Genomic DNA, 15,461 nt, shown 5'->3' with positions numbered 1-15,461 from the left:
CGGTTGCCGGTTTTTGCCCCTCTGCGCACAGATGGTGAGCTAACGATGGTGAATCCGGCCCGAAACGGGGTATTTTCACCATCCTTAGCTCACCATCTGTGGGCTGGCGGGCCCGGGTGCTGGTGCTAGCGCGCCAGGACGACCGTGACGGCCTCGCGGTTGTTCGCCTGCTCCGGCAGGCTCGCGCCGTCCGGGATGTCGCTCTTCGCGCGCGCGGTGCCGCCGACGCGGCCGGCCACATCCGCCGCCACCTGCTCGGCGCCCGGCACGGCAGGGTCGTAGAAGACGTAGGTCTCCGGGAAGACGCCGTAGACCTGCTCCGGCATGTTCATCACAGCGGCGTCCGCGGAGTCGTTGGCCACGTTGAACTGGCCCTTCAGCTGGTCAGCGGTGCGGCTAGCCAGGTCCGGCACGCCGGAGTTGTTGTAGACGTACACCTGGGCGGAGGCGGCGTCGAGGGTCGCTCCCCCCGGTGCCGGGGCCGGCGCGGGTGCGGGCTGGCCCTCAGCGCCCTGGTCGGGCTGCGCGTTGGGGTCCTGCGCGTCCTGCTCGTCGGCGCGGACGGTGTCCGTCACCGTCGCGGTGGCCCGGGCGTTCGGGTCCTGCGACGGCTGGCTGGGCTGCGCGTTGGGGTCCTGCGACGGCGACGCGGCCGGGGCGGCAGGGGTGCCGATCACGGTGGATGAGGTCGGTGCGGCGTCCTCGCCGGCGCCGTCGTTGTCGTCCTGGGTCAGCTTCCAAATGCCCCACAGCGCCAGAAGCGCCGCCACGGCGATGAGGATCATGGCCAGGCCGCGCTTGGGCAGGCCGCCCTCGGCGCCGCCGGCTGCGCGCTCGGCCGGCTCATCCTCGAAGGGCTCGTCGTAGACCGCTTCGTCGGCGCCACCTGCGTAGACGACGTCGTAATCAGCATCATCCTCGTCTCGGCGGTGCGCACCGCGGTAGGCGGGGTCATCGTCGACGATCTCGGCGTCGATCAGCTCGGCGTCGTACGCAGTCTCGTCCCCACCCTCGCGCAAGGACGGGGTGTAGCGCGTGGAGCCGGCGTCGGGCTCGAGATCGGGGCGGTCGTTGCCAGAGTTGTCTTGAGTCACACCAGTAACTCTAACCACACCAATGCGCGGGGCCGGCGCAACACACCGTAAACCTCAACTAGAGGTTGGGGTGCCCTTGGCCGTCGCGAAGCCGCTGCAACCTCCGCACCAGCTGCGGCTCGGCGGCGAGCGCGTCGGGCGAGTCCAGCAGCCTGTTCAGGTGCTGGTAGTAGCGAATGGGCTGCATGCCCAGCTCGGAGCGCACGGCGTCCTCGCGCGCGCCGACCGACCTGGGGGCGCGCGCGGCGAAGCGGAGCACGGCGAGGTCGGTGTCGGAGAGCATGCCTAATATATTGGCATGACAATCCGACCCATCGTTATCCACGGCGATCCGGTGCTGCACGAGCCCACCAAGGAAGTCACGCAGCCCGTGGAGGAGCTGGCAGAGCTCATCGCCGATATGCACGAAACCATGGACGCCGCGCACGGCGTGGGCCTGGCCGCCAACCAGATCGGCGTGCCGCTGCGCCTGTTTGTCTACCACTGCCCGGACGGCGACCAGATGCGCCGCGGCACCGTGATCAACCCGGTGCTGGAAACCTCCGAGATCCCCAAGACCATGCCCGCGGACGACGGCGAGGACGACGAAGGCTGCCTCTCCGTGCCGGGCTACAGCTGGCCCACCGGCCGCGCGGACTGGGCGAAGGTGACGGGCCTGGACGAACACAGCAACGAAATCGAGGTCGAGGGCACCGGCTTCTTCGCCCGCTGCCTGCAGCACGAGACCGGCCACCTGGACGGCTTCCTTTACACCGACGTGCTCACCGGCCGCTACAAGAAGGAGGCCAAGCGCGTCATCCGCGACAACGGGTGGAAGGAAGCCGGCCACACCTGGCTGCCGGGCACGGACGAAGACCCCTTCGGCCACGACGAGTAGCCGTGTCCCGGATTTTCCGCTCTGACGAGGTCGCGGTCGGCGACCGTGTCGTAGTGCGCCAGCGCCGCGGCGAGCACGCCAGCGACATCATCGGCCACGTGGTCTCGCTGGACCCGCTGGTGATCCGCCCGCAGGAGGTCGGCGGTTTCCCCTCCGCGAAGGAGGCGATCGAGGTCGCGGACGTGCACATCATCAAGAAGCTGTCCCCGCGCACCGTGCGCAACTCCGAAATCCGCGCGCTGGAAGCCCGCCTTGCCGAGCGCCTCGACGTGCACGAGGAGGCCTGGGCCGGCGGCTGGCTCATGCGCACAGGCACCACCGAGGAGGCCAATTCTGCCGTGCCGCTGGGCCCCTCGGCCGGCTTTGAGCCCCTGCCTATCGACGCCATCCGGTCCTTCTACACCCAGCGCGACCTCCCCGTGCGCCTGACCATCCCCGAGCGGATTGGCAAACCGGCGCTGAAGGTCGTCGACAGCGGGTGGACGCTCCAGGACGAGCAGGTTGTGTGGGAGGCGGGGGATGCCTTTGGCGTGGCGTCGATAGGCGATGTGCCCGAGGGAGCACTCGAGCACCACCGCAGGCGGCTGGCGCTAGGCTAGGCCGCATGCGAATCGCCACATGGAACGTGAACTCGGTGCGCACCCGCGCCGAGCGGATCGCCGCCTTCCTCGAGCGCGAGGACGTGGACGTGCTGGCGATGCAGGAAACGAAGACCGCGGACGCGAAGTTCCCCTACGCCACGTTCGAGGCGGCCGGCTACGAGGTCGCGCACGTGGGCGTGAGCCAGTGGAACGGCGTGGCCATCGCGTCGCGGGTGGGATTGGACAATGTCCGCGACCACTTCGACGGCCAACCCGGGTTTGCCAAGAAGGGCGACCCGGAGATCGAGGCGCGCGCCGTGGGTGCGTTCTGCGGCGGGGTGGACGTGTGGAGCCTGTACGTGCCCAACGGCCGCGAGATCGGCGACCCGCACTACGACTACAAGCTGCAGTTCCTCTGGTCCCTGGCGGGCCAGGTGCAGCCGGGTGAGCTGCAGGTGTACATGGGCGACTTCAACGTTGCCCCGCGCGATGAGGACGTCTGGGACGTGGCCTGGTTCGAGGGCAAGACCCACGTGACGGAGCCGGAGCGCGCCGCGTTCCAGATGCTGCTGGAGGCCGGGCTGCACCAGGTCACGCACGAGGACCAGTACTCGTTCTGGGACTACAAATCCATGCGGTTTCAGAAAAACGAGGGCATGCTCATCGACTTCCAGCTGGCCACCAAGCCCTTGTTCGAGCGCGTGGAAAAGGCCTACGTGGATGTGGAAGAGCGCGAGGGCAAAGGCGCGTCCGACCACGCACCCGTGATCGTGGAGTACGACACCCGCGGCCTGGCCTACGACGAGGTCCGATGAGCAACCGATGACGCTCGACCTGTCCTGGTGGCAGTTCGCGGCCATGGTCGTGGACTACGCCATAAAGTTCGTCATGATCGGCGTGGTGCCGGGCGGGCGCAAGCCGTCCTCCGCCAACGCCTGGCTGCTGCTCATCCTGCTCCTGCCGGTGGTGGGTCTGCCGCTGTACCTGCTGTTCGGCTCCACGTTTGTCTCCCGCCGCCGCCACCGCATCCAGGTGCGGGCGCGCCGCGCGCTGGACGGGGCGTGGGCCGGCCCCGACGACACGGTCCGCCACCTCCCGCCCGAGACCGCGTCGCTGGTCCACCTCAACCGCGAGCTCACCGGCTACCCCGCCGTCCGCGGCCAAGTGCGCGCCCTGTGGGCGGACTACAGCAAGACAATGCGGCGCATGGCCACGCTTATCGACGAAGCATCCGCCACCATCTCCATCGAAATCTATGCCGTCGCCTGGGACGACACCACCGACGTGGTGTTCCGCGCCCTGGAGCGCGCCGTCGCGCGAGGGGTGCACGTGCGGCTGCTGTTCGACCACATCGGCTCGGCCAAATACCCCGGGTTCCGCGCGTTGAAGCGGCGGCTGACTGCGATTGGCGTGGACTGGCACATGATGCTGCCCCTGGCACCCCTGCGCGGGCGCTGGCGCCGCCCCGACCTGCGCAACCACCGCAAACTGGTGGTGATCGACTCGCGGGTGGCACTGATGGGCTCGTTCAACCTCATCGACCGCGGCTACCTCATGCGCGGCCACCGACGCGCCGGCCGCCAATGGGTCGACGCATTCGTGGAGCTGGAGGGCCCGATCGTGGGCTCCATCGAGTCCATGTTCGCCGTGGACTGGTACACCGAGTCCGGGGAGACGATGGAGTTGGAGTCGCAGTTCCAGGCGGTGGAGGGGCCGGAGGAGGCGTCGAGAAGCAATGTGCTCCAGCTCGTGCCCTCCGGGCCGGGCTACCTCACCGAGCCGAACCTGCGCATGTTCAACACGATCGTGCACAACGCGAAAGAGCAGCTCACCCTGTGCTCGCCCTACTTCGTGCCGGAGGAATCGCTGCTGGAGGCGATCACCTCCGCCTGCTATCGCGGGGTGCGCGTGGACCTGCTCGTGGGCGAGCGGGCCGACCAGTTCGTGGTGCAGCACGCGCAGTCCGCGTATTACGAGCAGCTGCTCAAGGCCGGCGTGCGCATCTGGGAGTTCCCGGCGCCCTACGTGCTGCACACGAAGTTCGTGCTTGCGGATCCGGGGCGCGAGGGCGGCGTCGGCGTGGTGGGGTCCTCCAACATGGACATCCGCTCGTTCTCGCTGAACTACGAATCGTCCCTGCTTGTCGCCTCCGGCGGGCTCATCAACGCGCTTGAGCAGCTCGGTGCGAACTACCTGGCCGTGTCTCGGGAGCTGACGCTCGAGCGGTGGTCGCGCAGGCCCTGGTACCGGCGGTACGTGGACAACGTGATGAAGCTGACGTCCGCGCTGCAGTAGGGGTACGCAGATGGTGAACCAAGGATGGTGAAACTGGCCCATTTTGGCGCATTCTCACCATGCTTAGTTCACCATTTGCGGCCGAGTTGCTCGGCCAGCGCTTGGGGGAAGAACTGCTGGCGCCGCGGCCCCCTCGGCTCGCACAGGCGCGGCTGCTCCCGCAACGGCCGCGATTCCTCCTCGAGCTTGTCTAGAACACGGCGCACCACCTCTACCTCGTTGCGGTCGATCTCGCCGGTCCTGACGCGCAGCACCTTGAAGCCCTGCTCCCGCAACCAGTCCTCCCGCTCGAGTTGTTTCAGCACCACGTCTTCGGGCTGCTTTGCGTACTTCACCCGGCCGTCGATTTCGATGATGACGTCCCCGGCCAGCAGATCCACCCGGTACGGGCCAATGCTCACCTGGGCGTGGCATGTGATGCCGTGCTCCTGCAGGATCAGCCGCAGCAGCGTCTCGTACGCGGACTCGGACCGGTTGGTGGCCTTCGCGAGCGCAGCCCGCGCCTTGCCAATGCCCTTCGTGCCCTTCATGCGGCGCATCAGCGCCGTGCACTCCTGCCGCACGAGGTCGGCCTGCGCGTCGGTGCACCCCGCCAAGAGGCTTTCAAACGCGATGATGCCGGACCGCTCCCCGGCGCTGCGGGCGATATCCACGGCGGTGCGGACGGCGTTGGTGAAGCGGATCCCGGCGCGCTCGACCACGTCTTCGGCCGGGACCGCCATTCGCTTGTACTCGATACCCGGGCTCTGCGACTTTGCCGACGGCGGCTTGCCGCTCGGCAACGCGACCTGCACGCCAGGCTTGACGTCGGAGTGCACCCACACGTCGCACATGCGGGCGGCCGAGAAGCCGACCAAAATCGCCTTCCGGCTCTGCCTGGACGCGGCGCAGCACCGGAGAAACTCCTGCTCGTAGCCGGGCAACGCGTCCCACTGCGCCTTCTCGACGTACACCGACGCGGTCAGCTGCCGCATCTCGCCATCACGTAACCGCGAGTGGGTCGCCTCGTCGTGCGCGGCGACCCGACGAACGTCCACCAACAGCTCCAGCAGCGCGTTCTTGCGCGAACCTTCCATGTCTGAACCCCCCGTTCAGTAACCCAGCCCGAACAGTACCCAATACGGGCCGCCTACGCGTCGCGGGCCTCCAGCGTGACCAGGCCAGCGGCCCACAGCGCCACCGCCCACACCGCGAAGATGCCCAGCGACGTGCCGAGGGACCAGTACGCGGTGGGTTGGTTGGTCATGAACGCGATGAGGTTGCCAAACGGGAGGTACTTCGCCACGTCGGGGCCGAGGCGCGGGATGAGCACGACGACGGTCTCTACCAGCAGCATCATGCCCATGCCCGTCACCACGGCGCCGGAGGTGTTGCGTACGAGCCACCCCACGCCCTGCTGGAACATGGCAATCAGCGCCATCCCCAGCGGCACGGCCCACAGCGAGCGCCGCGCGGCGGGGTTGCTGGGCCAGTCGGCGGGCACGGTGGCGGTGAGGTCGCCGAGCACGAAGGCGAGGACCAACCCCAGGCATGTGAGCACGGCCGCCAGAAGGGCGCCGAGTGCCAGCTTGACCAGGGCCACCTGCCACCGTTTGGGCGCCACCCGGAAGTTCGTGGCGGGGATGCCAAAGCGGTACTCGGTGGTGACCAGCATGGATTGCTGCACGATCACGATGATGCCCGTGGTCATGGCCACGGTAGCCACCACCTGGAGGGGGATGTACGGCAGGCCGCCGGAGCGGGAAAGCGTGCCGAAGAGTGCGCCGTACAGGGCGCTGAAGAGCAGGATCAGGCCGGCGGTCCACCAGAAGGAGGCGGTGGAGCGCAGCTTGGTCCACTCGGCGGGAAACAGGTTAAGCATTGGTACCTCCCGATGAGACGTACTGGGCGTGGCCCTCGGTGGATCGCATGTAGGCCTCTTCGAGGGAGGCGCGGCGCTCGGAAAGCTCGGACAGTGCCACGCCGGCGGCGAACGCCAGGCGGCCGACCTCGTCGGAGGTGCGGTCGGGCACTTCGATCACCCAGCGGCCGTCAGCGTCCTCCGCGCGCTGAAACGCCACCGCCTCGCGCTCTAACGCGCCGGCCAGCGCGGCTGCCGCGTCCTCGGTCGGCGTGCGCACAATGGTGGTGACCCCGGAGTTGGTGCGGATGAACTCCGCCACGGAGGTGTTGGCCACCAGGCGCCCGCGCCCGATGATGATCAGCTCCTCGGCGGTCTGGGCCATCTCGGCGAGCAGGTGGGAGGACACCAGCACGGTGCGCCCCTCCGCGGCGAGGGACTGCAGCAGGCTGCGCACCCAGCGGATGCCGGCGGGGTCGAGGCCGTTGACCGGCTCGTCCAGGATCAGGTACTCCGGGTCCCCCAGCAGCGCCGCCGCGATGCCGAGGCGCTGCCCCATGCCGAGGGAGAAGCCGCCGACGCGCTTGCCGGCGACGTCGCTCAGGCCCACCAGCGCGAGCACCTCGTCCACGCGCGAGCGCTCGATGCCCGCCGCCTGCGCCTGCCAGAGCAGGGTGGCGCGGGCGGAGCGGTTGGGGTGGACCCCTTTGGCGTCGAGAAGCGCGCCCACTTTGCGCGCGGGGTTCTCGAGGGAGCGGTAGGGCACGCCGTCGATGAGCGCGGTGCCGGCGGTGGGTTTGTCTAGCCCCAGGATCATGCGCATGGTGGTGGATTTACCTGCGCCGTTGGGGCCGAGGAAGCCGGTGACCACGCCGGGTTTGACCGTGAAGGTGAGGTCTTCAACCGCTTGGACGGCGCCGTACCGCTTGGTCAGGCCTTGCACTTCAATCATGCGGATCAGTATGCCCCATCGCTATTTCGAGCACATTGCCTAGCGACGCCGCGAAGCCCGGGTGCAGCGCAAACCCCGAAACGTCGCGCAGTGGCACCCACCGCAGCTCCTCCGACTCCTCGTTGGCGGTGACGGCAAGCGGGGCGTCGCACCGCGCGATGACGGTGGTGTAGCTCCACCCGGGCACGTCGGTGGTGACCAGTTCCTGCACCACCCGGATGCGGCCCGGGTCGATGCCGCACTCTTCCACGGACTCGCGGATGGCGGCCTCGGCCGGGGTCTCGTGGCTGTCGCGGGCACCGCCAGGCACGCCCCACGTGCCGCCTTGGGCGGTCCAGACGGCGCGGTGCTGGAGCAGCACTTTCGCGTTGTCGCCCTCGCCGGCGACGAGGAAGAGGCCGGCCGCGCCGTAGAGCCCCCAGAGTCGTGTGCCGTCGGGTGCGTGGACCCAGCCGTTTCCGTCGCCAAGCATGGCACCCACTGTAGGTGGCAACGGTTATCATTGCGGAATGGTGACGCAGCCGGTGAGCGACGACGCGTGGCTCGACGAGCTTGAAACGCGGCCTGCGCACCCGCGCCTGCACGGCGTGATCCACGGCCCGCTGGCCGGTCCGCTGCGGCTGGGGCGGCGCAGCAAGGCGTTCGCGCAGACCACGCCGGGCAAGATCATTGTGGTGATGGTGCTGCTCACCGCGAGTTTGTTGGCGGCGGGGCTGTCCATGAGCCAGTCCATGGCCGGGCGCAACCAGGCCCTGGACACGGTGCGGGAGGCCACCGAGCCGATGAGCGCCGCCGCCCATCTGCTGTCCACTTCCCTGCTGCGCGCGGACACCATCGTCGCCGGCGGCTTTGTGCAGCCCGGTCCGCTGTCGGAGGAGGACACGCGGGCGTACGCGGCGGCGATCGATACCGCGGTCACCGCAGCCGGCGAGATTTACAAGGGCGCGGTGGAGGCGGACTCCCCCTCCAGCGCCCGGATCGAAGCGCTGGTGGGCGACATCCAGCGCGACCTTCCCGTCTACGCCGCCCTGAACGAGCGGGCGCGCGTGAACCAGCGGATGGGCAACCCGGTGGGCGTGGCGTACATGTCCGAGGCCTCCGGCATCATGCGCTCGCGCATGCTGGTGGCCGCCTCCGAGGTCAACGCGCTCACCCGCGCGGACGTGGCGGCGGAGATGCGCCGGTTGTCCCAGCCCCAGTGGGTCCCGCTGTCCGGCCTGCTGGCGGCCCTGGCGTTCCTGCTGCTCGCGCAGTGGTGGCTGTGGCGCGTGTTCCGGCGCCGCCTCAACCGGGGCTTCCTCGCCGCCACGCTCGCTGTTGTGGTGTCGCTGTGCTGGGTGGGCGTGTCCAACTACCAGTCGTGGCGCAACGGCTCGGTGGGTTACGAGCGCGCCGCCCAGCCGTGGGAGGAGCTCACCGCCGCGCGCATCGACGCGTTGGAGACCCGCACGGACGAAACCTTCGCGCTGCTGCGCCGGCAGTCCGTTGTGCATTCGTCGCGGGCGTTTGACGGAACGTATGCGTCAGTAAGCGGCGCCCTCGGCACGGTCGAGTCCTACGGCGGCAGCCAGCAGCCTATCGACGACGCCCGCGCCGCCCTCAACACCTGGGCCTACGATCACAACGAGCTGGTCGCCGCCCTAAACACCGGCAGCTACGACCAGGCGGCGGCGCTGCTGGCGTCCGGGGGCGCGGCAGGCGAGACGGCGTCCAGGGAGCTCGACGCCGCGCTGTCGGAGCTCATCGCGTCTTCGCGCGGGAGCACCCGGGCTTACATCGACGCCTCCCTGGACGCCACGCGCCGGGTGTCCGCGGCGGTGGCGCTGCTGTCGGTGCTCGCGGTGATGTGCATCTGGCTCGGCATTCGCAGAAGGTTGGGTGAGTACCTGTGAAACGGACGCTGATCGCATGCGTGGCGGTGGCGGCGCTGCTTGCCGGTTGCGCGGACGCGCCGACGCCGGTGGACACACCCGCCGACCCGGAGCTTGCGGCCTCCCCCACCCGCGAGGTGCTGCCGCTGCCGCCCGACGCGACGCTGCAGGACGCCGAGGGCCTGCCAGCCGAGCCGTACGTGCCGCAGCGGCTGCAGTGGGAGGGCTCCCTGAACCCGCGCGGGGCCGAGGAGGTCACCCCGAGCGTGGACCGCATCCGCGACCGCGGGCGTTTGGTGGTGGGCATCGACCAGTCCCTCTACCTGCTGGCTTACCGCGATACTGCCAGCGGCACCCTGCAGGGGTTGGAGGTGGATCTCGCCCGCGCCATCGCCGACGACATCTTCGGCGACGCCGCCGGCGCGGACCGTGTAGACCTGCGGTTCGTGGATTCCGCGGCGCGCACGGACGCGCTGCACACCGGGGATGTGGACGTGGTCATCCGCACGATGTCCATCACCCCGGAGCGCGCAGACGAGGTCGAGTTTTCCACCCCCTACCTCACCTCGCGCGTGCGCGTGCTCGTGCCGCGCGACCGCGGCGTGGCAGACATCAACCAGCTCGAGGGCAAGACGGTGTGCATCGTGGACGGCACCAACCTCGACCAGATTGCCCGCGCGTTCGCCCCGCACTCGGCGCTGCTGCGCACCCGCTCGTGGTCGGACTGCCTCATGGCAACCCAGCAGTTCCAGGCGGACGCGGTCATGGCAGACGACGCGATCCTGGCCGGCCTGGCCGCCCAGGACCCCTACGTGAGCATCCTGCCCGGCACGCTGGCCACGCAGTACTACGGCGTGGCCGTGGGCAAGGGCCAGGGGGACCTCGTGCGGCAGGTGAACGCAACGATGGAGCGCATGCGTAACGACGGCACGTGGTCCGAGCTTTACGGCACCTGGCTCGGCGGCTCCATCGCAGCATCCTCCCCGCCGCCGCTGATGTACCGGAAAGAGGAGCAATGAGCGACACACCCGAAGAAGCCCAACCCACCGAGGCCGTCGCGTTCGACCCGTTCGCCGACGACGAGGAGCCGGCCACCGAGGCCGTCGCGTTCGACCCCTTTGCGGACGACGAGGACGAGACCGACTACTCGGCCATGGGCGAGATGGCCGGGCTGCTCCAGGACTTGGACAAGCTGCGCAAGGGCGGCAAGCGCGAGGACACGTCGCAGCGCTCGCGCAGGCAGGCGCTGGACACCTTCCGCGAGCGCCGCGGCGCCCGGCGCGTCACCCGCGTGGTGGCCGACGGCATGGTGGAGCTGCCCTGGGTGGAGCCGACGCAGCCGAAGGAGGCGCTGATCGACCCGGAGCCGGCCGTGGTGCGCAAGGGGCTCACACCGCCGGTGCTGCAGCCGGGCGACGTGGTGGCCGGCCAGTACGAGATCATGGGTGTGATCGCCCACGGCGGCATGGGCTGGATCTACCTGGCGCAGGACCACTACGTGGCCGGTCGCGTGGTGGTGCTCAAGGGCCTGCATTCGACGGAGAACCCGGACGAGGCGGCCGCGGCCGCGGCGGAGCGGGAATTCCTGGCGGACATCACCCACCCCGGCATCGTGCAGATTTTTAACTTCATCGACGATCCGCGCGTGCCCGGCGGGTTCACGGTCATGGAGTACGTGGGTGGGCCGAGCTTGCGGGCGTGGCGGAACGCGTCGAAAAGCGGAGTAATCGAGCCGGACATCGCCATCGCCTACCTCCTCGAGGTGCTGCCGGCGCTGGACTACTTGCACTCGCGCGGGGTGGTGTACAACGACCTGAAGCCCGACAACATCATCGTCACCGAGGACCGGGTCACGCTGATCGACATGGGGGCGGTCTCCGGCATCGGCGCCTTCGGCTTCATCTACGGCACGAAGGGGTTCCAGGCGCCGGAGGTGGCGTCGCAGGGCCCCTCGATCGCGTCGGACGTGTACACGGTGGGGCGCACGCTCGCGTCACTGGTGGTGGACCTGCCGCAGACCGACGGCGTGTACGACGCGGGCATTCCCACCCCGGCGGAGGAACCCCTGTTTCGCCAGTACACCTCCCTATACCGCCTGATCGCGCGCTGCTGCGACGAGGACCCGGCGCGGCGCTTCACCAGCCTGCCCGAGCTGGAGGCGCAGCTGCTCGGCGTGTTGCGCGAGGTGGTGGCGGTGCGCGACGGGCGCACGTTCCCCGCGCAGCACTCGCTCTTCTCGCCGCAGCGCACGACATTCGGCACCAAACACCTGGTGTTTCGCACCGACCAGCTCATCGACGGCATCGCGCGCAGCGTGGACATCACCCCGCAGGAAGTGGTGGCCGCGCTGCCCTCGCCGCTGATCGACCGCTCCGACGTCGGCGCCACCATGCTGCAGGGATCCTCCTACGCCGAGCCGCGCGAAACGCTCGAGATGCTGCGCCACGCCATGTCCACCCCGCAGTACGAGCACTCGGTGGAGATCCCGTTCGGCGTCGTGCGCACCATGATTGACCTGGGCCTGACCGGGCAGGCGCGCGCCTGGCTGCGCTCGCTGACCGAGCGCTTCGGCTCCAACTGGCGCTACTGCTGGTACACCGGCGTGGTGGAGACGCTGCTGGGCAACTTCGACGCCGCCAAGAACTCGTTCGCGCAGGTGCTGTACCAGCTGCCGGGCGAGGCCGCGCCGAAGCTGGCGCTGGCGGCCGTCAGCGAGCTCATCCTGCAGGAAGAAGGGTTGCAGGACAGCGAACTGCTTGACGACGAGCTCGCGCCCGCAGCTGCCGGCCTCGCCCAGCACCTCTGCGACGTGCCGAACTCCGCGTTCGAGCAGATGGCCGCGTCCGGGGTCACCGACGCCACCTGGTCCATGCACACGCCGTCGCCGGAGGGCCTGCGCTTCCACGCCATCCGCCTGTACGCCTTAGTGTGGCTGACCAACCCCACCACGGTGTCGTCCGCGTTTGGGCTGGCGCGCATGCTCATGTGCGAAGAAGAGGTGGACCTGGCCATCAAGGCGCTGGACAAGGTGCCGGGCGCCTCGCGCCACTCCCGCATGGCGCAGCTAACGGCGATCCTCTGCCTGGTTGCGGGCCAACCCACCGAGTCGCAGATCCGCCTGGCTGCCCGGCGCCTGGAGCAGATCCCCTCCACCGAACCGCGCTTCTTGCAGATCAAGGTGTCCGTGATCGAAGCGGGGCTCACCCACCTGCGCGAACACGGCACCGCCGGCCCCGCTCCCCTGTTTGAGTACCCCTTCACCATGCGGGAGCTGCGACGCGGGCTGGCGCACACGTTGCGGGCGCAGGCGCGCATCGCCCCCTACCCCAGGCACCGGTACGCTTTGGTGGACATGGCCAACAAGGTGCGCCCCGCCACCTGGTTCTAAGGCGCGCTTATCGCACGCGCGCGGCCACGGCGGCGGCCTTCTGCGCGATTGCCAGCTCCTCGTTGGTGGGCACGACCAGCACCTTCACCTTGGACTCGTCGGTGGAGATGATGCGCGGGCCGTCGTTGGGCAGCGCGTTCTTCACCGGGTCGACCTCGATGCCGTACATCTGCAGGCTGTCCAGGGCGTCCATGCGCACGGCCTGGTCGTTCTCGCCCACGCCCGCGGTGAACGTGATGGCGTCCACGCGCCCCAGCGCGATCATGTACGAGCCGATGTAGCGGCGCAGCTGGTTCAGGTACACCATGTAGGCCAGCCAGGCGTTGTCGTCCTCGTTTTCAATCATGGCGCGCAGCTCGCGGAAGTCGTTCACGCCCGACAGGCCCTTCACGCCGGACTGGCGGTTGAGCAGGTTGTCAATCTCGTCGATGGACATGCCGCCCTCGCGCACCAGGTGGAAGATGATGCCCGGGTCGATGTCGCCGGAGCGCGTGCCCATGACCAGGCCGGCCAGCGGCGTCAGGCCCATGGAGGTGTCAATCGGGTGGCCGTTGGCAACCGCGGAGGCGGACGCGCCATTGCCCAGGTGCAGCACGATCTGGCGGGTGTGCTGCGGGTCGCGGCCAATCAGCCCCGGAACCTGGGAGGAGACGAACTCGTGCGAGGTGCCGTGGAAGCCGTAGCGGCGGATCAGGTTCTGCCCCGCCACCTCGGCGTTGATGGCGTACAGCGCCGCCGCCGGGGGCAGGTCGTGGAAGAAGCCGGTGTCGAAGACGGCCACGTGCGGGATGTCCGGCAGCAGGGCGCGGGCGACCTCGATGCCGTCGATGTTCGCCGGGTTGTGCAGCGGCGCCAGCGGGATCAGGTCGCGGATTTTCTCCACCACCGGGTCCGAGATCAGCTCCGGCTGGGAGAACACCATACCGCCGTGCACCACGCGGTGGCCCGCCGCGACGATGTCTAGGTGGGTGGGGCCGATGCCTTTGGCATCGAGAAGCTTGAACGTTTCCTCCAGGCCGCTCGCGTGGGTGGGCACCCGCTTCTGCACGACGTACCTCTGGCCGTCGTGCTTGATGGTGACACGGCCCTGCGGCTCGCCGATCTGCTCCACCAGGCCGGAGACGAACGGGGTGTCCGACGCGTCCGCCGCCGGGTCAACGATCTGGAACTTGATGGAGGAAGACCCCGAGTTGATGACAAGGACGTAGGACATCTACTTCGCCCCTGCCTGGATCGCCGTGATGGCAACGGTGTTCACGATGTCCGGCACGGTCGCGCCGCGGGACAGGTCGTTGACCGGCTTGTTCAGGCCCTGCAGGACCGGTCCAACGGCGAGGGCGCCGCCGGTGCGCTGGGCGATCTTGTAGCCCGCGTTGCCCGCCTCCAGGTCTGGGAAGATGAACACGTTGGCCTGCCCCGCCACCGGGGAATCCGGGGCCTTCTTCTTGCCCACCTCCGGATCGCACGCCGCGTCGAACTGCAGCGGGCCATCCACCAGCAGCTCAGGGTCCGCCTGCCGGGCCGCCTCAACGGCGGCCACCGCGCGGTCCACGTCCGGGCCGGAGCCGGAGGTGCCGGTGGAGTAGGACAGGATGGCCACCTTGGGGTCGATGCCGAACTGCTGGGCGGTGCGCGCGGACACCGCGGCGATCTCGCCGAGCTGCTCCGCGGTCGGGTTCGGGTTCACCGCGCAGTCGCCGAACGCCCACAGGCGGTCCTGCATGACCATGAGGAAGATCGAGGACACCACGGAGGTGCCGGGGGCAGTCTTGATGATCTGGAAGGACGGCTTAATCGTGTGCGCCGTGGTGTGCGCCGCGCCGGAAACCATGCCGTCTGCCAGGCCTTTGTGCACCATCATGGTGCCGAAGTAGGACACGTCCTTCATGGTCTCGCGCGCCTCTTCGAGCGTCACGCCCTTCTTCTTGCGCAGCTCCGCAAAGTCCGCGGCGAACTCGTCGGCCAGCTCCGACTCGAGGTGGTTGATCAGGTGCGCGCCGGACAGGTCCAAGCCCAAATCGTGGGCGCGACGGTGCATGTCGTCGACGTCGCCGAGGATGGTCAGCTCCGCCACGCCCTGCTTGAGCAGTTGGTCCGCGGCCTGCAGGATGCGGTCGTCCTCACCCTCCGGCAGCACCACGTGCTTGCGGTTGGCCTTCGCTTGCTCGATCAGCTGGCGCTCAAACACCACGGGGCTCATCACCTGCCGGGCGCCAACGTCAGCGACCTGCAGGTCCCCGAGATCGCCCGTGCTTACCGACGCCACGGTCGCCCCGGCCTCCTCGATGCGTGCCTGTGCGAGGCCGGCCACTGCCTCGTCGCCCGCAGCCAGCACCACCGGGACCCCGATGGCGGCGGCGAGCTGGGCGTCGAAGTTGTAGTCCCCGGTGCCCACGTACAGCGAGGGCACATCCGTGACCTGCTCCGAGTTGAAAATATCGGCCACGCTGTCGCCCGTCAGGCGCACGACCGCCAGGTCGAGCCGGCTGGCAAGTTGCTGCAGATCAAGGCCGTCGAACGTGCGGTTAGCGAGGGTTACCAGCAAAGATTGACGGGGAGACAT

Annotated in this window: 15 protein-coding genes; 7 read left to right on the top strand and 8 right to left on the bottom strand. The window is 69.0% G+C overall.

Going from position 1 to position 15,461, the window contains the following annotated elements:
- Positions 1-125 precede the first annotated feature (125 nt).
- Together HF989_RS07115 and HF989_RS07110 are read right to left on the bottom strand one after the other, a co-directional pair.
- Positions 126-1,094, bottom strand: coding sequence for a LytR C-terminal domain-containing protein (locus tag HF989_RS07115; RefSeq protein ID WP_168685204.1), 969 nt, complete (start codon positions 1,092-1,094; stop codon positions 126-128).
- A 58-nt stretch (positions 1,095-1,152) separates the two neighbouring features.
- A complete protein-coding gene (locus tag HF989_RS07110; protein ID WP_168685203.1) occupies positions 1,153-1,377 on the bottom strand; it encodes a DUF3263 domain-containing protein in 225 nt (74 codons plus the stop codon).
- 15 nt (positions 1,378-1,392) lie between these two features.
- Here HF989_RS07110 and HF989_RS07105 point away from each other — a divergent pair, with 15 nt between their 5' ends.
- From HF989_RS07105 to HF989_RS07090, 4 genes are read left to right on the top strand one after another with little or no spacing between them, the layout of a single operon-like run.
- Positions 1,393-1,971 (top strand): peptide deformylase, encoded by a 579-nt coding sequence (locus HF989_RS07105; RefSeq protein WP_168685202.1) that lies wholly within the window; start codon positions 1,393-1,395, stop codon positions 1,969-1,971.
- Positions 1,972-1,973: 2 nt separating this feature from the next.
- Positions 1,974-2,570 carry a GNAT family N-acetyltransferase, cg3035/Rv0428c family gene (locus tag HF989_RS07100; protein ID WP_168685201.1) on the top strand — a complete coding sequence of 199 codons (597 nt, stop codon included), beginning with the start codon at positions 1,974-1,976 and terminating at the stop codon, positions 2,568-2,570.
- 5 nt (positions 2,571-2,575) lie between these two features.
- Positions 2,576-3,367 carry an exodeoxyribonuclease III gene (locus HF989_RS07095; RefSeq protein WP_168685200.1) on the top strand — a complete coding sequence of 264 codons (792 nt, stop codon included), beginning with the start codon at positions 2,576-2,578 and terminating at the stop codon, positions 3,365-3,367.
- Positions 3,368-3,374: 7 nt separating this feature from the next.
- A complete protein-coding gene (locus HF989_RS07090) occupies positions 3,375-4,847 on the top strand; it encodes a phospholipase D-like domain-containing protein (protein WP_168685199.1) in 1,473 nt (490 codons plus the stop codon).
- Between the two features lie 68 nt (positions 4,848-4,915).
- Here the strand turns inward: HF989_RS07090 and HF989_RS07085 are convergent, their stop codons facing one another.
- Genes HF989_RS07085 through HF989_RS07070 form a run of 4 tightly spaced genes read right to left on the bottom strand, consistent with a single transcriptional unit; the run spans position 4,916 to position 8,111 of the window.
- Positions 4,916-5,923 (bottom strand): endonuclease domain-containing protein, encoded by a 1,008-nt coding sequence (locus HF989_RS07085; protein WP_168685197.1) that lies wholly within the window; start codon positions 5,921-5,923, stop codon positions 4,916-4,918.
- 53 nt (positions 5,924-5,976) lie between these two features.
- Positions 5,977-6,708: an ABC transporter permease gene (locus tag HF989_RS07080; protein ID WP_168685196.1), complete on the bottom strand. Its 732-nt coding sequence runs from the start codon at positions 6,706-6,708 to the stop codon at positions 5,977-5,979.
- Entirely contained in the window at positions 6,701-7,639 is a 939-nt protein-coding gene (locus HF989_RS07075) for an ABC transporter ATP-binding protein (RefSeq protein WP_168685195.1), read from the bottom strand. Before HF989_RS07075 ends, HF989_RS07080 begins: the two co-directional genes overlap by 8 nt.
- Positions 7,632-8,111, bottom strand: a complete 480-nt coding sequence (locus HF989_RS07070; protein ID WP_168685194.1) for an NUDIX hydrolase — start codon at positions 8,109-8,111, stop codon at positions 7,632-7,634. The genes HF989_RS07075 and HF989_RS07070 overlap by 8 nt, the downstream gene beginning before the upstream one ends.
- Before the next feature lie 37 nt (positions 8,112-8,148).
- Between HF989_RS07070 and HF989_RS07065 the strand changes: the two genes are divergently transcribed.
- Genes HF989_RS07065 through HF989_RS07055 form a run of 3 tightly spaced genes read left to right on the top strand, consistent with a single transcriptional unit; the run spans position 8,149 to position 12,898 of the window.
- The gene (locus HF989_RS07065) at positions 8,149-9,531 is read left to right on the top strand and encodes a hypothetical protein (protein WP_168685193.1); all 1,383 of its coding nucleotides are present in this window, start codon (positions 8,149-8,151) and stop codon (positions 9,529-9,531) included.
- Positions 9,528-10,529 carry a transporter substrate-binding domain-containing protein gene (locus tag HF989_RS07060; protein WP_168685192.1) on the top strand — a complete coding sequence of 334 codons (1,002 nt, stop codon included), beginning with the start codon at positions 9,528-9,530 and terminating at the stop codon, positions 10,527-10,529. Before HF989_RS07065 ends, HF989_RS07060 begins: the two co-directional genes overlap by 4 nt.
- Entirely contained in the window at positions 10,526-12,898 is a 2,373-nt protein-coding gene (locus HF989_RS07055; RefSeq protein WP_168685191.1) for a serine/threonine protein kinase, read from the top strand. Before HF989_RS07060 ends, HF989_RS07055 begins: the two co-directional genes overlap by 4 nt.
- Positions 12,899-12,905: 7 nt before the next feature.
- Here HF989_RS07055 and HF989_RS07050 read toward each other — a convergent pair whose 3' ends face one another.
- Together HF989_RS07050 and pta are read right to left on the bottom strand one after the other, a co-directional pair.
- The gene (locus HF989_RS07050) at positions 12,906-14,111 is read right to left on the bottom strand and encodes an acetate kinase (RefSeq protein WP_168685190.1); all 1,206 of its coding nucleotides are present in this window, start codon (positions 14,109-14,111) and stop codon (positions 12,906-12,908) included.
- Positions 14,112-15,461 (bottom strand): phosphate acetyltransferase, encoded by a 1,350-nt coding sequence (gene pta, locus HF989_RS07045; RefSeq protein ID WP_168685188.1) that lies wholly within the window; start codon positions 15,459-15,461, stop codon positions 14,112-14,114. It lies immediately after the preceding gene.

The organism is Corynebacterium mucifaciens, from assembly GCF_012396315.1.
Classification (GTDB): Bacteria; Actinomycetota; Actinomycetes; order Mycobacteriales; family Mycobacteriaceae; genus Corynebacterium; species Corynebacterium mucifaciens.
This window is presented reverse-complemented; position numbering and strand designations above follow the sequence as displayed.